The following is a 23,541-nucleotide window of genomic DNA, read 5'->3' as shown; positions in this document are numbered from 1 at the left end:
GTCCGAAACACCGTCCGGGTCACTCGGCGGATGCCTCGTTGATCCGCAACTCGACCAGTAGATCTCCGCCTTCGACCTGCTGGACCGGTCCGATGGCCACGCGGGCGACCACACCACCGCGGGGTGCGGTGATGGCGGCCTCCATCTTCATGGCCTCGATGGTGCCGACCGTGCCGCCCGCGGTGACGGTGTCGCCCTCGCCGACGGTCAGTGTCACCACCCCCGCGAACGGTGCCGCGATGTGCGCGGCGTTGTTCTTGTCGGCCTTCTCCGCGACCGGGACGTCGCTGGCGATGGAACGGTCACGCACCAGAACCGGACGCAGTTGCCCGTTGAGGATGCACATGACCGTGCGCATACCGCGATCGTCGGGCTCGGAGATCGCTTCCAGCCCGATGAGCAGGGTGACACCCTTCTCCAGCTCGACCCGGTGTTCCTCGTTGTGCCGCAGTCCGTAGAAGAACTGGTTGGCCGACAATCCGGTCGTATCACCGTATTTCTCACGATGTGCGAGGAATTCGGCGGTCGGCGCGGGGAACAACAAGCGGTTCAGGGTGTCGCGGCGCTGCTGTGAGGTCCCCGCCAGTGCGGCCGAATCCTCGTCGGTGAGCGGCACTTCCGGTTTCGCGGGCCCACGGCCCTCCAGCGCACGGGTGCGGAACGGCTCCGGCCAGCCACCGGCCGGAGTGCCGAGTTCCCCACGCAGGAAACCGATCACCGAGTCCGGGATGTCGTACCGAGCCGGGTCGGCGGCGAAACTGTCCACGTCGACCCCGGATCCCACCAGCGACAGCGCCAGATCGCCGACCACCTTCGACGACGGCGTCACCTTGACCAGTCGGCCCAGCAGCCGGTCCGCCCCCGCGTATTTCGCCTCGACCTCCTCGAACCGATCCCCCAGCCCCAGTGCGATGGCCTGCTGACGCAGATTCGACAACTGCCCGCCGGGAATCTCGTGCTCGTACACGCGCCCGGTCGGGGATGTCAGGCCGGATGCCGCAACATCGAACGGCGCGTACACCTTTCGCAACGCCTCCCAGTACGGCTCGAGGTCGCACACGGCCTCCAGATTCAACCCGGTGTCGCGCGGCGAATGCGCGGCGGCGGCCACGATCGCCGACAGCGCGGGCTGACTGGTCGTACCCGCCATCGGCGCGCTGGCACCGTCGACGGCGTCCGCTCCGGCCTGCCACGCCGCCAGATAAGTCGCCAGCTGACCGCCCGGAGTGTCGTGGGTGTGCACGTGCACCGGCAGATCGAAGTTACTGCGCAGGGCCGTGACCAGGGTGTGCGCTGCGGGAGCCCGCAGCAGTCCGGCCATGTCCTTGATACCGATGACGTGTGCCCCGGCCTCGACGATCTGCTCGGCCAGCTTCAGGTAGTAGTCGAGGGTGTAGAGGTTCTCGTCCGGGTTCGACAGGTCACCGGTGTAGGACAGCGCGACTTCGGCCACCGCCGTACCGGTTTCGCGGACCGCGTCGATCGCGGGACGCATCTGGTCGACATTGTTGAGTGCGTCGAAGATCCGGAAGATATCAATGCCCGTATCGGTGGCCTCTTGCACGAACGCGCGGGTCACCTGTTCCGGATACGGGGTGTAGCCGACGGTGTTGCGGCCACGCAGCAGCATCTGCAGGCAGATGTTCGGGATCGCCTCCCGCAACGCGGCAAGGCGCTCCCAGGGATCTTCGTACAGGAACCGAAGCGCCACATCGTAGGTCGCGCCGCCCCAGCACTCCACCGACAGCAACTCCGGCGTCATCCGCGCCACGTGCCCGGCGACCTGCAGCAGGCCGCGAGTCCGCACCCGAGTGGCCAGCAGCGACTGATGCGCGTCACGGAAAGTGGTGTCGGTGACCCCGACCGCGTCGCGCTCGCGCAGCCAGCGAGCGAAACCCTCGGGTCCCAGGGTCAGCAGACGCTGACGGGTGCCGTCCGGCGGCGCGGCGCTCAGATCGATCGCGGGCAGTTTGTCGTGCGGATACACCGCCGTCCGCCGTTCTCCGTGCGGCTTGTTCACCGTCACATCCGCCAGATAGCGCAGGATGCGGGTGCCGCGGTCGGCGGATCCACGCTGGGTCAGCAGCTGTGGCCGCTCGCCGATGAACGAGGTGGTGATCCGCCCCGCCCGGAAATCCGGATCGTCGAGGACGGCCTGCAGGAACGGAATATTGGTGGCCACGCCGCGAATCCGGAACTCCGCCACCGCACGCCGGGCCCGCGCCACGGCCTGGTCGAAGTCGCGGCCGCGGCAGGTCAGCTTCACCAGCATCGAGTCGAAGTGCGCGCCCACCTCCGCACCCAGATTCGCGCCGCCGTCGAGCCGGATACCACCACCGCCCGGACTGCGGTAGGCGGTGATGCGGCCGGTGTCGGGCCGGAAGCCGTTGGCCGGATCCTCGGTGGTGATCCGGCACTGCAGCGCCGCACCGTGAATCGAGACGCTGTCCTGGCTCAGGCCCAGATCGGTCAGGGTCTCTCCGGCGGCGATGCGCAGCTGTGACTGCACGAGATCGACATCGGTGATCTCCTCGGTCACCGTGTGCTCGACCTGGATACGCGGATTCATCTCGATGAACACATGCTGTCCGCGCTCGTCGAGCAGGAATTCCACGGTGCCCGCACAGGAGTAACCGATCTGGCGGGCGAAGGCCACCGCGTCCGCGCAGATCCGCTCGCGCAGTGCGGGGTCGAGATTCGGCGCGGGCGCGAGTTCGATCACCTTCTGGTGCCGGCGCTGCAGCGAGCAGTCCCGCTCGAACAGGTGCATCACGTTGCCGTGCTGATCCGCCAGAATCTGGACCTCGATGTGACGCGGATCGATCACCGCCTGCTCGAGGAACACAGTCGGATCACCGAAGGCCGACTCCGCCTCGCGCATCGCGGCCTCGATGGCCTCGCGCAACTGGACCCGATCGGCGACCCGGCGCATACCGCGACCACCACCACCGGCGACCGCCTTGACGAAGACCGGGAACTCCATCGACTCCGATGCCGTCAGCAACTCGGCGACGTCCGCCGAGGGCTCGCTGGAGTTGAGCACCGGCAGACCCGCGGCCCGGGCCGCGGCAATGGCGCGCGCCTTGTTGCCGGTCAGCTCGAGCACCTCGGCCGACGGCCCGATGAAGGTGATTCCCTCCGCCGCGCAGGCGGCGGCCAGATCCGGATTCTCCGACAGGAACCCGTACCCCGGATAGACGGCATCGGCACCGGCCGATTTCGCCGCACTCACGATTTCGGGAATCGACAGATAAGCGCGCACCGGATGTCCGGGCACCCCGATCTGATACGACTCGTCGGCCTTCAGGCGATGCACCGAATTGCGGTCTTCATAGGGGAAAACCGCCACGGTGCCGATGCCCAGCTCGTATGCGGCACGGAAGGCGCGAATGGCGATTTCCCCGCGGTTGGCGACCAGCACTTTGGAGAACATTCGACCAAGGTACCCGGCCGCTGAGCGGGCACGAACAGCGAATACGGCTTCGCAGCCATCCTCACAGAGCGGCCCCGGGAATCTGCGAAGTTGTGTTGTCGCGGCCGTAACATCCGGGCACTCCCGGCGACGACCGATCACTCGCGTGGATTACCCTGGACGGCGCAGCTGGTTCGCTGCCGTCGACGAGTTGGAGCCCCGAGCGTCGCGTGCAGCGTCGACACCGGTCCTCGCGGACCGGCGAAGAGGGAACCCGGTGGGAACCCGGGACTGTCCCGCAGCGGTGAACAGGAACGAACGCCGTCATGAGCACTGGAATCTTCCGGGAAGCGACGGCCAGTAGGCGATATCCGGGGCGCATCTCCGGACCGGTCCCCGACCGATGCCTGTGAGTCCGAAGACCTGCCGGTTGTGCCGGATACGCCGTATCCGGCGGTCACCGCCTCGTGGATCGGGCGGGCGGACCCGGTGGGCCGGACCTCGGTGCGGCCAGGTGTGTGGGCTCCGTCCGTCCTTGCGGCGGTGTCCCGTGACTTCCACTACTGGAGAACACCGTGACCGTCACAGACAATCACCATCCGACCGCGCAACATTTCACCGCGACGGTCCTGGGCCTGCCGCGCATCGGGCCACGGCGCGAGCTCAAACGCGCCATCGAAGGCTATTGGGCCGGGCGGATGGACGCCGCCGAACTGACCTCGGTCGGCCGCACACTGCGCACCGAGGGACTGACCGCCGCTCAGGCCGCCGGGCTCGATTCCGTACCGGTGGGTACCTTCTCCCACTACGACCAGATGCTCGACACCGCTGTCCTGCTGGGCGCGCTGCCCTCGCGAGTCGCCGGCATCGCCGATCCGCTGGATCGCTACTTCGCCGCCGCTCGCGGCGCCGACGGGATCGAACCCCTGGAGATGACCAAGTGGTTCGACACCAACTACCACTATCTGGTCCCCGAGATCGGCCCGGACACCCAGTTCGCACTCGATCCGTCGAAGCTGCTGGCCGAATTGGCCGAGGCCCAGGAACTGGGGGTGAACGCCCGGCCGGTGGTGATCGGCCCGCTGACCTTCCTGGCACTGTCCAAGGGAGTCGACGGGGTCGCGCCGGCGGATCGGCTGGGTGAGCTGATTCCGCTCTACCGCGATCTACTGGGACAGCTGGCCGACGCCGGCGCCGGCTGGGTGCAGATCGACGAGCCCGCACTCGTACGCGATCTGTCCGACGCCGAGGTCCAGACGGTGCGTAGCACCTATGCCGAACTCGCGGCGGCGACACATCGCCCGAAGATCCTGGTGGCCACCTACTTCGGCTCACCGGGCCCCGCTCTGGGCGCACTGGCGGCCACCGAGATCGAGGGTGTCGCACTCGACTTCCGTTCCGGCGCCACGGTTTCCGAGGTGGCGGCGATCCCGGCGCTGGCGGGCAAGCTCGTCGTCGCCGGCGTCGTGGACGGCCGCAACATCTGGCGCACCGATCTGGAGTCGGCGCTCGGCGAACTGGGCACTCTGCTGGGATCGTCCGGGACGCTGGCGGTCTCGTCCTCGAGTTCGCTGCTGCACGTGCCGTATTCGCTGGCCGCCGAACCCGATCTGGATCCGGTCCTGCGGACCTGGCTGGCCTTCGGTGCGGAGAAGATCACCGAGGTCCGGATCCTGGCCGAGGCGATCGGCGCGGGTACCGAGTCCGTCGCCGCCGAGCTCGCCGAGGCACGCGCCGCCATCGAGAGCCGGCGCGCGGATCCGCGACTGCGTAACGAGGCCGTCCGCACCCGCCTGGCCGGCCTCGACGACGGGGACACCGGGCGCGCCCCGGCGGATCGGCGCCGGGAGCTGCAGCGCGAACATCTGCGCCTGCCGCTGCTGCCGACCACCACGATCGGCTCCTACCCGCAGACCACGGCGATCCGTACCGCCCGCGCCGCACTGCGTTCGGGTGAGATCACCGACGCGCAGTATCAGGAACAGATGCGTGCCGAGGTCGCCGATGTCATTGCGCTGCAAGAAGATCTGGGTCTCGATGTGCTCGTGCACGGCGAGCCCGAGCGCAATGACATGGTGCAGTACTTCGCCGAGCAGCTCGACGGCTTCGCCGCGACCCACAACGGGTGGGTGCAGTCCTACGGCACCCGCTGCGTGCGGCCCCCGATCCTCTTCGGCGATGTGGTGCGCACCGCGCCGATGACGGTGGAATGGATCACCTACGCCCAGTCGCTCACGCAGAAGCCGGTCAAGGGCATGCTGACCGGTCCGGTCACCATCCTGGCCTGGTCGTTCGTGCGCGATGATCAGCCGCTGGCCGATACCGCGCGGCAGGTCGCACTGGCGATCCGGGACGAAACCGTCGACCTCGAGGCCGCCGGCATCCGGGTGGTCCAGGTCGACGAGCCCGCGTTGCGAGAACTGCTGCCGCTGCGGCGTGGCGATCAGCAGCAGTACCTGGACTGGGCGGTGACCGCATTCCGCCTGGCCACCAGCGGTGTTCGCGACGACACCCAGATCCACACCCATCTGTGCTACTCCGAATTCGGTGAGATCATCGGCGCCATCGCGGCTTTGGATGCCGATGTCACCTCCGTGGAGGCGGCACGCTCGCACATGGAGATTCTCGACGACCTCAATGCCGTCGGTTACGCCCTGGGGATCGGGCCGGGTGTCTACGACATCCACTCGCCCCGGGTTCCGAGTGTGTCCGAGATCGAGACCTCCCTGCGCGAGGCGATGAAAGCCGTTCCCGCCGAACGGCTGTGGGTCAATCCCGACTGCGGGCTCAAGACCCGCGGCCGCACCGAGGTGGAGGCCTCGCTGCGCAACATGGTGAACGCCGCCCAGCTGGTGCGCTGACCCGTACCGGTCGGCGACCCGGCGCATCCGGGTCGCCGACCGGGCGATCCGGATGCCGGCATCGGGTCAGCAGCGACGCACCGGCCGTGTGCCGGATGATTGCGGGGGCGGCGACACGACCGCGCCGCGCACTTGTTCACGTTCGTCGAATCCCCCGCACTTCGCACAATACGCAGGGCTTATGTAGATCAAATACCCCTGTGCCCAGGGCCCTGGATCGCCCACACCCGGCGAAATTGCAATGATTGCGAAGGTTGGTGGGTACCATCTCCGGCGTGCGCAAGATGTATGCGGGTGCCCGGTTACGGCGGTTGCGCGAAGAACGACGAATGACTCAGGCCGCCCTGGCCAAGTCGTTGGAGCTTTCGCCCAGCTATCTCAATCAGCTCGAACGCGACCAGCGGCCACTCACCATTCCTGTTCTGCTGAAATTGAATTCGACCTTCGATCTGGATGTGCAGTTCTTCGCCGCCGATTCCGATGCCCGGCTGGTGTCGGATCTGCACGAGGTGCTGGTGGAGGCGGCCGGCGGCACGGCGCCCCCCGCGGCCGAGGTGGAGGATCTCGCGACCCGGCTGCCCGAAATCGCCAAGACCATCGTCGCCATGCACCGCAGACTGCGGGCGACCACCGATCAATTCGACCTGCTGTCGTCCAGGGTGGCCACGCCGGCCGGTGCCCCCGGTGTGCCGATGCCCTACGAGGATGTGCGCGACTTCTTCTACGACCACCACAATCACATCCCGCAGCTGGATCTGGCGGCCGAGCGGCTGTTCGACGAGTGCGGGCTGAGTATCGGGTCGATCGATCGGCAGTTGGCTCGGGTCGCCGAGGAACGGGCCGGCGTCACGGTGCTGGTGCGCGGTGACGGCGCGGATCCGGGCGTTCCGAAGCGCCGCTACGACCACGAAACCCGCACTCTCACCCTGGCCCGGCGCCTGCGGCCCGGACAGCGGGCCTTCCAGATCGCCACCACCCTGGCATTCCTGTTGCACGGCCGGCTGCTCGACGAGGTGCTCGACGCCACCCCCTCACTGGTCGGTGAATCGCGCGCACTCGCGCGGGTGGGGCTGGCCAACTACTTCGCGGGTGCGCTGGTCCTGCCGTACGGGCGGTTTCTCCGGTCGGCCGAGGAACTCGCCTACGACATCGATCTGCTGTCGTTGCGTTTCGAGGTCGGCTTCGAAACGGTCTGCCATCGGCTCAGCACCCTGCAGCGGCAGGGGCAGCGCGGTGTGCCGTTCTTCTTCGTCCGCACCGATCGGGCCGGAAACATCTCCAAGCGCCAGTCCGCCACGGCCTTCCACTTCTCGCGTGTGGGCGGCAGCTGCCCGCTGTGGGTGGTGCACGAGGCGTTCTCCCACCCCGGCCGCATCCTCACCCAGGTCGCCGCCATGCCGGACGGGCGCCGCTATCTCTGGATCGCCCGGACCACTCATCCCGGTCAGCAGGGATTCGGCACGGCCACCAAGGAATTCGCGGTCGGTCTCGGCTGCGATATCGAATACGCCGACCAGCTGGTGTATTCGAAGGGCCTGCAGCTCGACGAACCCACGGCGGCGGTACCGATCGGCGCCGGCTGCAAGGTGTGTGAACGCCCGGCCTGTCCGCAGCGGGCATTCCCGCAGATCGGCCGTCCGCTGGCGGTCACCGAGAACACCAGTGTCGATCTGCCCTATCCCCCGGCGGTCCGGTAGTCGGTCAGGATTTGGCCAGATATTCCAGGCGCTCGGAGTCGACGGCCGCGTGCATCATGCTCGCCAGGCCAGGGTGACCCGTCAGGCCCGGATCGGCGTCCACGACCTCGCGCGCCAGAACCTGTGCTGCGGTGATGACTTCGAGATCGTCGAGCAGGGACAGCAGCCTCAGGCTGCGCGCGGTACCCGACTGTGCCGAGCCCAGTACATCGCCCTCGCGGCGCTGACGCAGATCCAGTACGGAGAGTTCGAATCCGTCCAGCGTCGCCGACACCGACTCCAGGCGCGCCATCGCGGTTCCCATCGGGGAGGTCTCGGTGATGAGCAGGCACAGGCCGGGATCCTTACCGCGCCCCACCCGGCCGCGCAGCTGATGCAGCTGGCTGACACCGAAGCGGTCGGCGTCCACGATCACCATCACTGTGGCATTCGGCACGTCGACGCCGACCTCGACGACCGTGGTGCACACCAGGACATCGATGTCGCCGTCGTTGAACGAGCGCATCACCCGATCCTTGTCGTCGGTGGGCAATCGGCCGTGCAGCAGCCCGAGGCGCAGATCGGCCAGCGCACCGGTGCGCAGCGTGTCGTAGACCTCGACGGCGGCGTGGGTGGTGGGCCCCTCACCGGTATCGGGTTCGGCGGTTCGCTTGCGGCCCTTGGCCTTCGGCTTGCCGTTCTCGTCTTCCTCATCGCCGATGCGCGAGCACACCACATACGCCTGGCGGCCCTCGGACACCTCCTCGCGGATGCGTTCCCAAGCGCGATCGACCCACGCGGGCTTCATCCGGGCCGGGACCACCCGGGTGGTGATGGGCGAGCGTCCGCGTGGCAGTTCGGTGAGGGTGGAGGTCTCGAGATCGCCGAGTGTGGTCATCGCGATGGTACGCGGGATGGGGGTCGCGGTCATGACCAGCAGATGCGGGGTGATGCCTTCGGAAGCCTTGGCTCGCAACGCATCTCGCTGTTCGACGCCGAAGCGATGCTGTTCGTCGACGATCACCATGCCCAGATCGAAGAATTCCACGGCGTCCTGGATCAGCGCGTGCGTGCCGATCACGATGCCGGCCGTCCCGGTCACCACATCCAGCAGTGCCGCCTTCTTGGCACCCGCCGACATCGAGCCGGTCAGCAGGACGACCTTGGTGGCCTGATCGGCGGCGCCCAGTTCACCGGCCTCGCCCAGATCGCCGAGCATCGCGCGCAGTGACCGGTAGTGCTGGGAGGCAAGGACTTCCGTCGGCGCGAGCAGCGCGCACTGCAGTCCGGCATCGACCACCTGGAGCATGGCGTGCAGCGCGACGATGGTCTTGCCCGAGCCGACCTCGCCCTGCAGCAGGCGATGCATGGGATGCGGCCGGGTGAGATCGGCGGAGATCTCGGCGATGACCTTGTTCTGCCCGGCGGTCAGCTCGAACGGCAACCGCTGCTCGAATTCGGCCGCGATACCGTCGGCGCGCGGTGGGCACGCCCGCGCGGTCCGACCGGCCGCGTCGTGGCGGCGCTCGGCGAGCACCAGTTGCAGCGCGAGCGCCTCGTCGAAACGCAGTCGCCCCCTGGCCTGTTCGATATCGGATTTGCTGTCGGGCAGGTGGATCAGGCGCAGTGCTTCCGACACCCCGAGCAGATCGTGTTCGTCGCGAATGTCGCCCGGCAGTGGATCGTCGATCGGATCGAGCTGATCGAGCACCTGCCGCACACAGGCCAGCACGTCCCAGCTCTGCACCTTGGCGGTGGCCGGGTAGACCGGGATGTACTCGCGCTCGAAGAACGAGATATCCACTCCCCCTGCCCCTTTGGCGCTTTCGGCCAGACCGCGCAGCGCGCCTCCGCCCCGCACCGAGGTGAGCGTATCCACCGATTCGACGGACTCGGGCAGAATCAGATAGGACGGGTGCGACAGATTCCACCGGTCCGGCCGCCACCAGTGCACGGTTCCCGACATCATCGCCCGAACGCCCTGTTTGACAAGGTAATTCACCTTGTCGCCGTTGAAGAAGGTGATCTCCACCGGCTTCGCGGAACCGGTGTCGAGGTCGACCTTGAGCAGTTTGCCGCGGCGCTGGCGCATCGGGCGCAGTTCGGTTCTGCTCACCCGCCCCACGACGGTGATGTGCGTGCCTTCCTCGGGCGCCTCCTCGGTGAGTGGCTGTCCCTGGGTCGCATACCGTGCCGGGTAATGGCGCAGCAGATCCTCGACGGTGTGCATATCGAACGCGTCGGCCAGCGGTTCGGCCGCCTTCACACCCAGTACGTGGTCGAGCCGGTCGCCCAGTGTCGCCATCTATTCCACCCCGATCTGAACCAGGTCCACGGCCTGCCCGCCGTCGTAGATGACGACTTCGACACCCGGGAACTCCGCGGTGATGTGTGCGGTGAGATCGTCGGCCAGCCCGGCCGGGGCCGCGGCCCCCAGCAACAGGGTGACCAGTTCGCCACCCAGGCCGAGCATCCGATCCAGCAGCGTGCCGGCGGCACGGCGCACCTCCGGATCGATCACCACCACATCGTGACCGACCAGGCCGAGCCCGTCGCCCTGTGCACAGGTGCCGACGATGGTCAGCGCGCGCTCGGCCGCGATACGCACCGCACCCCAGCGTGTACTCGCCGACGACTGCGACATCGTCAGGGCGTCGTCGACGGCCGTACTGCCGCTGTCGTGCAGGGCCAGCGCCGCCAGTCCCTGCACCATCGACAGACTCGGCAACATGAAGACCTCACGCCGGGCGGCACGCGCGGCCACGCCGATCGCGACCAGATCCGGCGCCGGAAGTGCACCGTTGGGCAGGACCAGAACCTCGCGCTGGGGCATCGCGCGAATGGCGTCGAGCAGGCGGTCGGCGGTGACCGCACCGGTGAGAACGACCGCACCCGCGTCCTCGAACAGCCGCACCGCACCGGGTCCGGTGGCGATCGCGAGAATTCCGCGGTCGGCCGGACCGGCCGCGGGCGCGGCATCGACGACCAATCCCTCGATCCGGATGGCGCGCAGTGCACCGGCGGCGAGCCCGGCCTCGACGGCGGCCCCGGCGTCGGCACAGTGCACATGTGCCGACCAGGTGGCCGCGCCGTCACCGACCACGACGACCGAATCACCGATCGCCGCCAGCGCCGCGCGCAGCGCGTCGATGCGCTCGCGGTCGGTGGCCTCGATCACGTACATGACCTCGTACTGCGGACCGCCCGGCACGGTCGCGACAGGGCACTCCCGCACCACCGATGCGGTACGGGCCGGGCGTGCCGGGCGAGGATCGGTTCTGCCGTAGACGGGCCGGGCGGGCGGGCGCCCGGTGCAGATCTGTACCAGTGCGTCCAGCAACACCAGAAGTCCGCGCGCACCGGCATCCACCACACCGGCCGCCCGCAGAACTCCCAGCTGCGAGGGTGTCTCACCGAGTGCCTTGGCGGCTCCCTCGGCCGCCGCGGTGGCCACTGCGGCGAGCGTGTCCTCGGCGCAGTCGGCGGCCCGGTCGGCGGCGGCCTCGAGCACTGTCAGCATGGTGCCGTCCACCGGTGCGCTCAGCGATTCCCGGACCAGGATCGCGGCCCGGCGCAGGGCGGCACGCAGGGTGTTCGCCGTCAGTGCCGCGGCACCCGCCGCCTCGGACAGCCCGCGCAGGACCTGGGACAGGATGATGCCCGAGTTCCCGCACGCACCCGCGGTGGCCGCGCGGGCCATCGCGGTGAGCGGATCCGCCGGGGCCGCGCCGTCGGGCACCGCGGCGGCATCCATCGCCGCGCGCATGGTGATCAGCAGATTGGTGCCGGTATCGGAATCGGCCACCGGAAAGACATTGAGGGCATTGATCTCGTCACGGTGTTCGGACAACCGATCGACACACAGATCTCCCCACTGCCTCAGCGCCGCCGCGTCCAGCGTCTCCCGGACCCCGAGCACCGTCACCTTCCTTCCGCCGCCGCTGTGACCCACCTCGAACCGCGACCGCCAGGGTAGTCGCCCGCACCGACACCACCCGCACTCGAATACGCTCGCTACCGGCGGCGCGGGGGCGATTGGACATCGAATACGACCGCCCGCTACTCTTGCAGGGTTGCCTCACGCGACCAATCGTTCGGACGCGTTGACCGGCCGGTAGGGCCGGTAGGCATTGAGGATAAGGTTTCCGGACAGGCTGTCTCTCGACAGCGGTCCCCACATGACATGAAGGAGCTCGCGACTATGGCTGCCGTCTGCGACGTCTGCGCCAAGGGCCCCGGCTTCGGTAAGTCGGTTTCGCACTCGCACCGGCGCACCAACCGTCGCTGGAATCCGAACATTCAGACCGTTCGCGCGCAGGTTGCCCCCGGCAACACCCGCCGGATGAACGTCTGCACTTCCTGCCTGAAGGCAGGAAAGGTTGTTCGCGGCTGAGCTGCGTAAACATCAACGAAGCCCCGGTACACCCACACAGGGTGACCGGGGCTTCGTCATGTCATCCGCCGTCATGTCATCCGCCGCACCGGGGGACAATCGGCCCGTGAGCGAATGGGCAATTCGGGAAGCCACGGCGGACTATGCCCGCGACCTGGCGGTCTGCCATATCGAATCCTGGCGGGAAGCGTATCGGGGCCTGGTTCCCGATCACCTGCTGGACGCTTTCGATATCGACCGCAGAACGCGGCAGTGGGCCCGGATCATCACCGAATTCGGGCCGGCGGGAAATCTCGAAACCACCGGCACCGAGTCGTATACGACAAAGATGGCCGTCGACGACACCCGTGATCCCGGACTACGAGTTCTCGGATTCGCTCATGCCGGGCCCCCGCGCGACGAACCCCGCCCCGCTGAGCGGGAACTGTTCGCGCTCTACGTCCGTGCCGCTCAGCACGGCACGGGGGTCGCCGCGGATGTGATGCGTGCGATTCTCCTCCCCGACATCGACACCGCGTTATGGGTGTTCGAGGAGAATCCACGCGCCAGAAATTTCTATCGGAAGTTCGGATTCGCGGCCGACGGTGCCCGCAGAATCGAACCGTTGTCCATGGCGAGCGAAATTCGAATGATCGCCCGCCGCGGGACTACTGGGCGCCGTTGAAGCAGTCCAGTCCGCCCGCCGCACTGACACTCTGGAAGATGCACAGGCCGCTGGCGCTGACATTGGACGACAACGAGGCCGACCCGGTCTGCGGATCCCACAGCGCGAGCACCGGTCCCGCCTGCTGGGTGGTGGCCTGCTCCTGCGGGGAGGCGGGCTCCAACGCCAGGCCGGCGGCTTGAGCCACCGCCGGTGCGCCCAGTACTGCCGCGCCCGCGGCGACCGCTACGACGGCACCGCGCACGGATGAGATCTGCATACGTCTGCTCCTGTTTCGCTAGAAATCTTGTCACGCCACGGTCAGGGCAAGAGCCAGTCGACCGGGGCGGCACCCAATGTACCGAGCAATTCGTTGGTTCGGGAGAAAGGCCTCGATCCGAAGAACCCGCGCGACGCCGACAGCGGTGAGGGATGGGCGGATTCGATATTGGGCACATCGCCGAGCATCGGCTTCAACGTCGAGGCATCACGACCCCAGAGGATCGCCACCAGTGGCTGGTCACGAGCGACGAGAGCACGAATCGCCTGCTCGGTCACCGCTTCCCAGCCCTTGCCCCGATGTGAGGCGGGTTTGCCCGGCGTCACGGTCAACACTCGGTTGAGCATCAGTATCCCCTGGTCCGACCAGGGCGTGAGGTCACCGCACGACGGTGTCGGATGTCCGAGATCACGCGAGTACTCCGAGAAGATGTTGGCGAGGCTGCGCGGAACCGGCGAAACATCCGGCGCCACCGAGAAACTCAGCCCCATGGCGTGGCCGGGCGTGGGGTAGGGATCCTGGCCGACGATCAGCACCCGGACCTTGTCGAAGGGCCGAGAGAAGGCCCGTAAAACATTCTCTCCCTTGGGAAGATACCCGCGCCCCGCGGAATTCTCCGCTCGCAGGAACTCCCCCATCTCGGCGATTCGGTCGGCCACCGGTTCCAACGCCTCGGCCCAGCCCGTATCGATGATCTCCGGCAATGGTTTCACGCCCATGTGGGGACAAGATAGTCGGCGCCGATCGGCGCGGCGACGCCGCCCACCCACAGCCGCGCCCGCCGGGCACACCGTCACTGCCCGCCGGTGAACGACTCCCAGCCCAGCGGTCCCGCCCACCGCTGCCCGTCGACGAAAACCCCGGTGCCGGAGCGGACCCGGCCGATTCGACGCCAGCCGGGCGGCAGCGAGGCGCCGGCCCGGAACGTCGCGGCGAAGGCATGATCCTCCCCACCGGTGAGTGCCCAGGTCAGCGGGTCGGCGCCGAGCGCCTCGGCGGCCGGGCGCAGGGCCGGATCGGTCACTGCCGCGGCGTCCACGTCGATCGCCGCGCCCGAGGCATCGGCGATATGGGCCAGATCTGCGAGCAGCCCGTCGGAGATGTCGGTCATCGAGGTGACCACCGCGGTATCCGGCAGATCCAGGACCGCCTCGTACGGCGGTCGCGGAATCCGATGCGCGGCAACCAGATCGGCGAAACGATCGCGATCGGCATCGGCGGTCAGTACCGCCAGTCCCGCCGCGGAGAAGCCCAGCCGGCCCGCGACGGCGACGATATCGGTGTCGCCGGCCCCCGAGCGCAGTACCGCCGACTGTCCCGGATCACCGAACGCGGTCACCGACAGCACCAGCAGCGGACTGCTCACCACATCGCCTCCCGCGATCGAGGCCCCCGCGCGGCGCGCCTCCGCCCACATCCCCTCGACCAACCCGTCGACAAAGGCCACGGACGTCTCCCCGGGGCATCCGAGCGCCACCACGAACGCGCTCGGGGCCGCGCCCATCGCGACGACATCGGCGGCGTTCTGCGCGATGGCCTTGGCACCGATCTCGTGCGGGCCCGACCAGTCGAGCCGGAAATGGCGCTGCTCGATGAGCATGTCGGTGCTGACCACATAGCGGCCCGCCGGAGCCGCGATCTCCGCCGCATCGTCGCCGGGGCCGAGCAGGACACCGGGCCCGGGCGACCGGCCCGCGTTCATCCGTGCGATCAACGCGAATTCGCCCAGTTCACGGACGGTCCGCGGGGTGCTCTCGGTGATGTCGCTCTCCTTCTTCCCACCCGGGCGCGCGGCGCCGGGGACATCGCGCACCGACGCTACCCTCCGGCGGGTGGGACGCCCCGGCGACCCGTCCGCGCCGGTTCGATACCCTCGAACTCGCCTTTTCCCGACGAACCAGCCGGTCCGGCGTCGGCCCGCGACACCGGCACGAGTGGAGACGAACCCCGGATGAGCAGCGATACGGACCGGCCGGATACCGACACACCGTCGGCCGACCGACCGGCCCCCGAGCACGGCCCGCGCGATGCGGAGACCCCGGCCGAGCCCACCGGGACCGCTTCGGCATCGCATCCGGGCGCCACCGCCGAGACCGGCACCGCCGATCCCGCGGAGTCGGATGCCGCCGCCGACGATGCCGCCGGCGCATCCGAAGCGGAATCGGAGCCGGACGCCGAGCCGGAGGCCGAAGCGTCGACCGATTCCGGCACCGGTCCGCAGCTGCACCCGGCTCTGATCGCCACCGCGGTGGCCCTGCCCGTCGCGCTGATCGTCGCCGTCCTGGTGATCGCCGTCATGTCCCGTCAATCCGTCGACCGGGAACCACTGGCACTGTCCGCGATCGACGCACCGGCCGCCGGCGGCCAGGAGTGCGCGGCATTGCTGGCCGCGCTGCCCGCCTCGTTGAGCGACGACTACACCCGATCGGAACTCGTCCAGCCCGCCCCGCCCGCGACCGTGGCCTGGCAACTGCCCGATGGCGGCGACCCCATCGTGCTGCGCTGTGGCCTGCAGCGGCCGCAGGAATTCGACCAGGCCTCCGCACTGCAGGTCGTCAACGGCGTCAACTGGTTCGAGGTACGCGACGAAACCAGTGGCGTCACCTCCGGTACCTGGTACGCGGTGGACCGTGGCACCTACATCGCGGTGACCATGCCCAACGAGGCGGGTCCTTCTCCGCTGCAGGAGATTTCGAACATGATCGCCGAGAAGATCCCCGCGAAACCCCTCGACCCCGGGCCGGTTCCGAACTAGTCCGCGCGCCTCATCCGAACCCGGCCGGACGCCAGATCGATACCCGATCCACCCGGTGAACCGTCGCCGGGATTCTCGCGGTGCATGAGGACCGTCCGGCGCTCGTCGAACTCGTATCGCTTACCCGCCTCGAACACGGCGTCGAACTGCTCGAATCCGATCGCGGCCGCACCCGGTCCGGCGGCATCGCGCATCCAGGGCAGCGCCGTGCGACCGGTCACCTTGCGGTAGGCGATCTCGGCGAAGGCGACCGCGATGATCAGCAGCGCCAGCCCGGGCAGGGTCATCGCGAACATCACCCGGCCAGGATACCCGCGGGCCCGGCCGTGGCGGCGCGTCAGCGCAGGCCGGTGCCCCTGGTCAGCGCGGTTTCGATCAGTGTGGTGATCAGCGTGCGATTGTCGATGCCCGTGGCGTCCCACATGCGCGGGTACATCGAGATGGAGGTGAACCCGGGCAGTGTGTTGATCTCGTTGATCACCGGACCGGATTCGGTGACGAAGAAGTCGACCCGGGCCAGCCCCTGGCAGTCCAGGGCCTGGAAGGCGCGCACCGACAACTCCCGGATCTGCTGGGACACATCGTCGTTCAGCTTCGCCGGAATATCGAATTCACAGACATCGTCGAGGTACTTGGTGTCGAAGTCGTAGAACTGTGGTGCGGGAGAAGAGGGTTCGGCGCCGGAGGTCTCGTCCTCGGGCATCCGGATCTCGGCGATCGCACTGGCCTGCACCCGGCCGTCCGGGAATTCCAGTACGCCACACTCGACTTCGCGGCCGACGATCGCGGCCTCCACTATCACCTTGGGGTCGTGGACGCGCGCCGCGGCGACGGCGGCATCGAGATCGCTCCAGTCCCCGACCTTGGTGATTCCGATCGACGATCCACCGCGCGCGGGTTTGACGAAGACCGGCAGGCCGAGCCGATCGCGGTCGGCCTCGGCGACGGTGTCGGTCCCCGGCCGCAACACCACCTGCGTGCCCACCGGAAGTCCCTCCGCGGCAAGCAGTTTCTTGGTGAACTCCTTGTCCATCCCGGTGGCACTGGCGAGCACACCGGGACCGACGTAGGGCACACCCGCCAGCTCCAGCAGTCCTTGCAGCGTGCCGTCCTCACCCCACGGTCCGTGCAGCACCGGGAACACCACGTCGACCACGCCCAGCACCGCCTCGGCGCCGTCGAGTGGTACGAGGCTGCCCGACCGGCTCGGGTCGGCCGCCAGGGTCAGCGGGGTACCGCTGGAATCGACTGCGGGAAGAGCACGCTCACGAATGGCCAGGGCGCGCGAATCCTCACCGCTGAGCACCCACGAACCCTCACGGGTGATACCGATCGGCACCGCCTCGTAGCGCTCCGGATCCAGGTTGGTCAGCACCATGCCGGCAGAAACGCACGACACCGCGTGTTCGCTGCTGCGGCCGCCGAAAACCACCGCCACCCTGATCCGGTTTGTCATAGTCCGAACCGTACCCCGATCGGACCCGAATCATTCATTCCGGTTTGATCCGGCGTCCCAGTAGTTGCCCGACCGCATCCGACACCGCCAGTCCCTCGTGGCAGACCCGGTGTACCGCGGAGGTCAGCGGCATCTCCACCTGATTCGCCTCGGCCAGCGCACGGATCGAGGTGCAGGATTTCACGCCCTCGGCGACCTGCCCGTTCGTCGCGTCCTGGGCGGCCTGCATGGATCCGCCCTCACCCAGCACATAGCCGAAGGACCGATTGCGCGACAGCGGCGATGTGCAGGTTGCCACCAGGTCGCCCACACCAGCCAGACCGGCCAAGGTGACCGGGTTGGCCCCCAGTGCGACCCCGAGCCGGATGATCTCGGCGAGTCCCCTCGTGATCAGGCTCGCGACGGAGTTGTCCCCCAGGCCCATGCCCGCGGCGATACCGCAGGCCATCGCGATCACGTTCTTGCACGCGCCACCGATCTCGCACCCGACCACATCGGTATTGGTGTAGGGACGGAAGTATCCGGTGGCGCAGGAGTGCTGCACCGCCTCGGCCCGTGCGGCGTCACCACACGCCACCACCGAGGCCGCGGGCTGTTCCGCGGCGATCTCGCGGGCCAGGTTGGGCCCCGACAGCACCGCGATCCGGCCGGGGTCGGCGCCGGTGACCTCCTCGACGACCTGACTCATCCGCAGCAGGGTCCCGGTCTCGATGCCCTTGGCCAGGCTCAACAGGGTCGCATCGGCGCCGATGCTGTCCCGCCAGGTGGCGAGGTTGGCACGTAACGACTGCGACGGCACCGCCAGTACGACGATATCGGCGCCGGCCAGGGCCACCCGGTAGTCGTCGGTCGCGGAGATACCGTCGAGCCGCGCGTCGGGCAGATAGGCGGGATTGCGATGTTCGGTCGCCAGCGCCTTCGCGATCTCCGGTCGCCGTGCCCACATCGTCACCTCGGTGCCCGCGTCGTTGAGCACCTTCGCGAACGCGGTGCCCCACGAGCCCGCACCCATCACTGCCGCCCTCGTCATCATTTCAATATGCCACTCGCCCAGGTGTGCTCGCCGTGTACTCGGCAGTTCGCGTGTTCGGTCCGGCCGCGTACCTCGGCCGATCGGACACTGCTCACCGGCGGTGCCCACGCGGAACGTGCGACCATTGGGTCATGCGTCCGGATGCCGTCCACGCCGTGATCGCGGTCAAGAACCTCGACCGGGCCAAGAGCCGCCTCGCCGAGCGATTGCCGGCGCCGGCCCGCTCGCGGCTGGTGCTGGCGATGCTGTCCGATACGGTCGCGGCCGCGCTCGCGGCCGGACTGGGTTCGGTGACGGTGGTGACCCCCGATCAGCGCGTCGCCACGGCGATGGCCGAGCTGGGCGCGGTGGTGCATCCGGATCCCGCGGCCACCCCGCCCGCCGATGCGCCCACCGACTCCGGGGACGGACTCAATACCGCGCTCGCCTCCGCCGCCGCCGCGGTCCGCGAACGGCACGGCGCGGTCGATCTGCTCGCACTGCAGGCCGATCTGCCCGCGGTGCATGCCGAGGATCTGGTGTCGATGCTGGCCACCGCACCACCCACCGGCCGGGCGGTGGTGGTCGACCACACCGGGCGCGGCACCGCGGCACTGCTGGTCCGCGCACCCGGACCCACCGCGCTGATGCCCCGCTTCGGACCGGACTCCGCCCGGCGCCACCGCGAATCCGGTGCGGTCGAGCTGCTGGGTGCCTGGCCGGGCCTGCGGCTGGATGTCGACACCGCCGCCGATCTCGATCGGGCGATCGAACTCGGCGTGGGTCCGGCCACCGCGGCACTGCTGCGAGACATCGGCTGGCCGGGAGGAGTTCACGAGAAACTCATCGGGAGGTGTCCCACACCGTCACACGTGTGCTAGATGATCGCCAGAACCGCAGTGAGGTCGCACAACGGTGGTGTCGAGCAAGACAGCACCCGAGCCGTAAGGAATGATCGTGAGCGTGAGCGATACGGAGACCGCCCCGCAACAGCCCCGACTACCGGCGGCACCGCCGGCGGCCACACCGCCGCCCACCACCACCGCCGCGACTCAGTTGCCCGCCGATCGCTACCTCAACCGCGAGCTGAGCTGGCTGGACTTCAACGCCCGCGTCCTGGCCCTCGCCGAGGACACCTCCGAGCCGTTGCTGGAACGTGCCAAATTCCTGGCCATCTTCTCCTCGAACCTCGACGAGTTCTACATGGTCCGGGTGGCGGGGCTCAAACGCCGGGCCGAGGCCGGGCTCTCGGTTCGCTCGGCGGACGGCCTGTCGCCCACCGAACAGCTCACCCTCATCGCCGAACGCACCCAGGAATTGGCCGGTCGGCACGCGCGCGTGTTCCTCGACCAGGTCGCACCGGCGCTGGGCGACGAGGGCATCGACATCATCGGCTGGGCCGAACTCGACGACGACGAGCAGCGGCGGCTGTCGGGGTACTTCCTCGACCAGGTCTTCCCGGTGCTGACCCCGCTCGCGGTCGACCCCGCCCACCCTTTTCCCTACATCAGCGGCCTGAGCCTCAATCTGGCTGTGACGGTGAAGGATTCCGAGACCGGCGGTGAGCACTTCGCCCGCGTGAAGGTTCCCGACAACGTCGATCGTTTCGTGCGGGTCCGCCGCACCCGCACCGAGAGCCCGCACGCCCGCCGGGATTCCGAGACCGCGGGCCTGCCCCCGCTGGCGGCATTCCTCCCGATGGAGGACCTGATCGCCGCGCACCTCGATCAGCTGTTCCCGGGAATGGATGTGGTGGAACACCATTCGTTCCGCATCACCCGCAACGCCGACTTCGAGGTCGACGAGGACCGCGACGAGGACCTGCTGCAGGCGCTGGAACGCGAATTGGCCCGCCGCCGGTTCGGCTCGCCGGTGCGCCTCGAGGTGTCCGACGACATGACCGAGCACATGCTCGAGCTGCTGCTGCGCGAACTCGACGTCGACCCCGGCGATGTCATCCAGGTGCCCGGCCTGCTCGATCTGTCGTGCCTGTGGCAGGTGTACGGCGTCGACCGGCCCGGCCTCAAGGACGCGCCCTACGTCCCGGCCACCCCACCGGCCTTCGGGGAAAGGGAAACGCCCCGAAACGTTTTCGCCGCCCTGCGCGAGGGCGATGTGCTGGTCCATCACCCCTACGACTCGTTCTCCACGAGCGTGCAGCGTTTCATCGAGCAGGCCGCCGCCGATCCACAGGTGCTCGCGATCAAGCAGACGCTGTACCGCACCTCCGGTGACTCCCCCATCGTCAACGCGCTGATCGACGCCGCCGAGGCCGGTAAACAGGTCGTCGCCCTGGTCGAGATCAAGGCCCGCTTCGACGAGCAGGCCAACATCAAATGGGCTCGTGCGCTGGAGCAGGCGGGCGTGCACGTGGTCTACGGCCTGATCGGGTTGAAGACGCACTGCAAGACCTGCCTGGTGGTGCGCCGCGAAGGCGCCACCATCCGCCGCTACTGCCATATCGGCACCGGTAACTACAACCCGAAGACCGCCCGGCTCTACGAGGATGTAGGACTTCTCACCGCCGCACCGGAAATCGGCGCCGACCTCACCGACCTGTTCAACTCGCTGACCGGATATTCACGAAAGGCCAACTACCGCAACCTGTTGGTCGCGCCGAGCAGTGTGCGCTCGGGCATCGTGGAGCGGATCCAACGCGAAACCGAACTGGCCGCACAGGGCGCGGCGGCCCGAATCCGCCTCAAGGCCAACGCGATCGTCGACGAACAGATCATCGACGCGCTGTATCGGGCCTCACAGGCCGGGGTGCCGATCCAGATCGTGGTCCGCGGCATCTGCGGACTGCGCCCCGGAGTCCCCGGAATGAGCGACAACATCGAGGTGCGTTCGATCCTCGGCCGCTTCCTGGAACATTCACGTGTCCTGCATTTCCAGGCACAGGACGAATACTGGATCGGCAGCGCCGACATGATGCACCGCAATCTCGACCGGCGCGTGGAAGTCATGGCGCAGGTGAAGGATCCGAAGCTGCGCGAGCGACTGGCGGTCGTATTCGATTCGGCGCTGGATCCGGCCACCCGGTGCTGGGTGCTGCAGGCCGACGGCAGCTGGGCGGCCCAGCCCAGCCCGGATGCCGATCTCCTCGGCGTGCAGGTGCGCGATCACCAGGAGTTCCTCATGCGATTGCGCCGGCCGGATCAGCAGTGAAGTCCTCGGCGACACGGGATTTCGGCCGCGCACCCGATGACGGCCACGCCGGCCGCCAGGAATCCGCCGACACCGCGGCCGGTGCCGGCGATCGCCGTGTCACCGCCAACATCATCGCCGCGGGTGCGGTGGTGTGGCGGCGGGCACGGCCCGGCGGACCGGTCGAGGTGGCGCTGGTTCACCGCCCGAAATACAACGATTGGTCATTGCCCAAAGGAAAACTCGATCCGGGCGAAACCGCGATGATCGCCGCGGTGCGCGAAGTGGCCGAGGAAACGGGTCTGGACTGCCATCTGGGCCGCTATCTCGGCCGGGTCACATATCCGGTGCCCGGTCATCGCAAACTCAAACGGGTCGACTACTGGGCCGCGGCTCCCGCCGGCGGTGAATTCAACGCCAATTCCGAAGTGGACCAACTGCGATGGCACCGGGTGGACCGGGTGATGGACGAGCTGTCCTATCCCATGGACCGGCGGATCGTCCGTAATTTCCTGCGGCTCCCCCCGGATACCGAGACACTGCTGCTGGTGCGGCACGCGAAAGCCGGGCGCCGGGCCCGATTCAACGGTCCCGACGAGGAACGTCCCCTGGAAAAGGCCGGTCGCGCCCAGGCCCAGGCGCTGCTGCCGAATCTGCGTGCTTTCGGCCCCACCGAGGTGTATTCGGCGCCGCCGGTGCGCTGTGTGCAAACCGTGGCGCCGGTCGCCGACGCTCTCGGCCTCGAGATCGTGCCCGAGCCGCTGCTGTCGGAAACCGGTTATGCCGCAGACCCGCAGGCCGGCGTCGATCGGCTCCGCGAACTCGTCACGCCGGGTCGGGTACCGCTCGTGTGCAGCCAGGGCAAGGTGATTCCGGATCTACTGCGCCGCTGGGCCGAGGATTCCGGAACGACGCTGCCACCGGCCCGGAATCGCAAGGGCACCGTCTGGGTGCTCTCGATCGCGGACGGCCGGCTCATCGCCGCCGATCATCTCGACCATTCCCTGCGCACCCACTGACCCGCGCGGCGTCACAACGACGATGACCCCGCCGGGGATCACTTCCGGGCGGGGTCATCGCATCATTGCGTCGGCCCTAGCGGCGCGTGGTGCGCTTGGCTGCCGTGCGCTTGGCGGCGGTCTTCTTGGCCGGAGCCTTCTTCGCGACCGTCTTCTTGGCCGCCGTCTTCTTCGCCGTCGCCTTCACGGCGGTCTTCTTGGCCGGGGCCTTCTTCGCCGTCGCCTTCACGGCGGTCTTCTTGGCCGGGGCCTTCTTCGCGACCGTCTTCTTGGCCGGAGCCTTCTTCGCGACCGTCTTCTTGGCGACGGTCTTCTTGGCGACCGTCTTCTTCGCCGCCGTCTTCTTGGCGGCGGCCTTCTTGGCCGTCGTCTTCTTGGCGGCGGCCTTCTTGGCCGCGGCCGATACCGGCGCTGCCACACCGCGTTTCACGGCGGGACCGGCGGCCGCGATCTTCTGCTTGCCCGAGATGATCGCCTTGAACTGCGCACCCGGGCGGAACGCGGGCACCGATGTGGGCTTCACCTTCACCGTCTCACCGGTGCGGGGATTACGCGCCACCCGTGCCGCCCGCTTGCGCTGTTCGAATACACCGAATCCGGTGATTGTGACGCTCTGACCCTTGTTCACCGCACGCACGATCGTGTCGACAATGTGCTCGACTGCCGCAGTGGCCGTGCGCCTGTCAGTACCCAACTTCTCGGTCAGAACATCGATCAGTTCCGCCTTGTTCATTGAATCCTCCGCAGACTAATGGCCCGTCGTCGGACCGACTAGGTACCACGGTAAACCCTGAATGGGCAAGAGTCTATGTGCCACGCCAAATTTCATGTGGTGTGGCACACGCACAGCAACCTCGAATGGTTGCTCTCAGCTAACACACGGGACC

The 23,541-nt window shown here is 68.2% G+C and carries 18 protein-coding genes and 1 riboswitch; of the genes, 8 read left to right on the top strand and 10 right to left on the bottom strand.

Going from position 1 to position 23,541, the window contains the following annotated elements:
- Positions 1-19: 19 nt before the first annotated feature.
- Positions 20-3,433 (bottom strand): pyruvate carboxylase, encoded by a 3,414-nt coding sequence (locus AB0L57_RS11035; RefSeq protein WP_364960026.1) that lies wholly within the window; start codon positions 3,431-3,433, stop codon positions 20-22.
- 207 nt (positions 3,434-3,640) lie between these two features.
- Positions 3,641-3,858: riboswitch (cobalamin riboswitch) on the top strand.
- 129 nt (positions 3,859-3,987) lie between these two features.
- Between AB0L57_RS11035 and metE the strand changes: the two genes are divergently transcribed.
- Both metE and AB0L57_RS11025 read left to right on the top strand, forming a co-directional pair.
- On the top strand, positions 3,988-6,273 hold the full coding sequence (metE, locus tag AB0L57_RS11030) for a 5-methyltetrahydropteroyltriglutamate--homocysteine S-methyltransferase (RefSeq protein ID WP_364960023.1): 2,286 nt from the start codon (positions 3,988-3,990) through the stop codon (positions 6,271-6,273).
- 275 nt (positions 6,274-6,548) lie between these two features.
- A complete protein-coding gene (locus tag AB0L57_RS11025) occupies positions 6,549-7,970 on the top strand; it encodes a short-chain fatty acyl-CoA regulator family protein (RefSeq protein ID WP_364960020.1) in 1,422 nt (473 codons plus the stop codon).
- 4 nt (positions 7,971-7,974) lie between these two features.
- On the opposite strand, the gene recG is transcribed toward AB0L57_RS11025, so the two are convergent.
- Both recG and AB0L57_RS11015 read right to left on the bottom strand, forming a co-directional pair.
- On the bottom strand, positions 7,975-10,254 hold the full coding sequence (gene recG / locus AB0L57_RS11020) for an ATP-dependent DNA helicase RecG (RefSeq protein ID WP_364960017.1): 2,280 nt from the start codon (positions 10,252-10,254) through the stop codon (positions 7,975-7,977).
- Positions 10,255-11,868: a DAK2 domain-containing protein gene (locus AB0L57_RS11015; RefSeq protein WP_364960563.1), complete on the bottom strand. Its 1,614-nt coding sequence runs from the start codon at positions 11,866-11,868 to the stop codon at positions 10,255-10,257.
- A 282-nt stretch (positions 11,869-12,150) separates the two neighbouring features.
- Between AB0L57_RS11015 and rpmB the strand changes: the two genes are divergently transcribed.
- Both rpmB and AB0L57_RS11005 read left to right on the top strand, forming a co-directional pair.
- A complete protein-coding gene (gene rpmB / locus AB0L57_RS11010; protein WP_011210730.1) occupies positions 12,151-12,342 on the top strand; it encodes a 50S ribosomal protein L28 in 192 nt (63 codons plus the stop codon).
- Between the two features lie 106 nt (positions 12,343-12,448).
- Positions 12,449-13,006, top strand: a complete 558-nt coding sequence (locus AB0L57_RS11005; RefSeq protein ID WP_364960014.1) for a GNAT family N-acetyltransferase — start codon at positions 12,449-12,451, stop codon at positions 13,004-13,006.
- On the opposite strand, the gene AB0L57_RS11000 is transcribed toward AB0L57_RS11005, so the two are convergent.
- The 3 genes from AB0L57_RS11000 to AB0L57_RS10990 form a co-directional block, all read right to left on the bottom strand.
- Positions 12,990-13,265: a hypothetical protein gene (locus AB0L57_RS11000; protein WP_364960012.1), complete on the bottom strand. Its 276-nt coding sequence runs from the start codon at positions 13,263-13,265 to the stop codon at positions 12,990-12,992. The two genes, AB0L57_RS11005 and AB0L57_RS11000, sit on opposite strands and share 17 nt — an antisense overlap.
- A gap of 41 nt (positions 13,266-13,306) precedes the next feature.
- Complete coding sequence (locus AB0L57_RS10995; RefSeq protein WP_364960009.1) at positions 13,307-13,984, bottom strand: uracil-DNA glycosylase; 678 nt, start codon at positions 13,982-13,984, stop codon at positions 13,307-13,309.
- Positions 13,985-14,058: 74 nt separating this feature from the next.
- Positions 14,059-15,078 carry a thiamine-phosphate kinase gene (locus tag AB0L57_RS10990; protein ID WP_364960006.1) on the bottom strand — a complete coding sequence of 340 codons (1,020 nt, stop codon included), beginning with the start codon at positions 15,076-15,078 and terminating at the stop codon, positions 14,059-14,061.
- Between the two features lie 138 nt (positions 15,079-15,216).
- Here AB0L57_RS10990 and AB0L57_RS10985 point away from each other — a divergent pair, with 138 nt between their 5' ends.
- Positions 15,217-16,020: a DUF3515 domain-containing protein gene (locus AB0L57_RS10985; RefSeq protein WP_364960003.1), complete on the top strand. Its 804-nt coding sequence runs from the start codon at positions 15,217-15,219 to the stop codon at positions 16,018-16,020.
- Here AB0L57_RS10985 and AB0L57_RS10980 read toward each other — a convergent pair.
- From AB0L57_RS10980 to AB0L57_RS10970, 3 genes are read right to left on the bottom strand one after another with little or no spacing between them, the layout of a single operon-like run.
- Positions 16,017-16,316, bottom strand: a complete 300-nt coding sequence (locus tag AB0L57_RS10980; RefSeq protein ID WP_364960561.1) for a DUF6191 domain-containing protein — start codon at positions 16,314-16,316, stop codon at positions 16,017-16,019. The genes AB0L57_RS10985 and AB0L57_RS10980 overlap by 4 nt on opposite strands.
- 41 nt (positions 16,317-16,357) lie before the next feature.
- On the bottom strand, positions 16,358-17,476 hold the full coding sequence (locus tag AB0L57_RS10975; protein WP_364960000.1) for a D-alanine--D-alanine ligase family protein: 1,119 nt from the start codon (positions 17,474-17,476) through the stop codon (positions 16,358-16,360).
- Positions 17,477-17,510: 34 nt separating this feature from the next.
- A complete protein-coding gene (locus tag AB0L57_RS10970) occupies positions 17,511-18,506 on the bottom strand; it encodes an NAD(P)H-dependent glycerol-3-phosphate dehydrogenase (RefSeq protein WP_364959997.1) in 996 nt (331 codons plus the stop codon).
- Positions 18,507-18,640: 134 nt separating this feature from the next.
- On the opposite strand from AB0L57_RS10970, the gene cofC reads away from it, so the two are divergent.
- From cofC to AB0L57_RS10955, 3 genes are all read left to right on the top strand, one after another.
- Positions 18,641-19,369: a 2-phospho-L-lactate guanylyltransferase gene (gene cofC, locus AB0L57_RS10965; RefSeq protein WP_364959994.1), complete on the top strand. Its 729-nt coding sequence runs from the start codon at positions 18,641-18,643 to the stop codon at positions 19,367-19,369.
- 70 nt (positions 19,370-19,439) lie between these two features.
- On the top strand, positions 19,440-21,656 hold the full coding sequence (locus tag AB0L57_RS10960) for an RNA degradosome polyphosphate kinase (RefSeq protein WP_364959992.1): 2,217 nt from the start codon (positions 19,440-19,442) through the stop codon (positions 21,654-21,656).
- A 110-nt stretch (positions 21,657-21,766) separates the two neighbouring features.
- The gene (locus AB0L57_RS10955) at positions 21,767-22,654 is read left to right on the top strand and encodes an NUDIX hydrolase (RefSeq protein WP_364960559.1); all 888 of its coding nucleotides are present in this window, start codon (positions 21,767-21,769) and stop codon (positions 22,652-22,654) included.
- 76 nt (positions 22,655-22,730) lie between these two features.
- Here the strand turns inward: AB0L57_RS10955 and AB0L57_RS10950 are convergent, their stop codons facing one another.
- Positions 22,731-23,387, bottom strand: a complete 657-nt coding sequence (locus tag AB0L57_RS10950; RefSeq protein ID WP_364959989.1) for an HU family DNA-binding protein — start codon at positions 23,385-23,387, stop codon at positions 22,731-22,733.
- Positions 23,388-23,541: the final 154 nt, after the last annotated feature.

The organism is Nocardia sp. NPDC052254 (assembly GCF_040679495.1).
Lineage (GTDB): Bacteria > Actinomycetota > Actinomycetes > Mycobacteriales > Mycobacteriaceae > Nocardia.
This window is presented reverse-complemented; position numbering and strand designations above follow the sequence as displayed.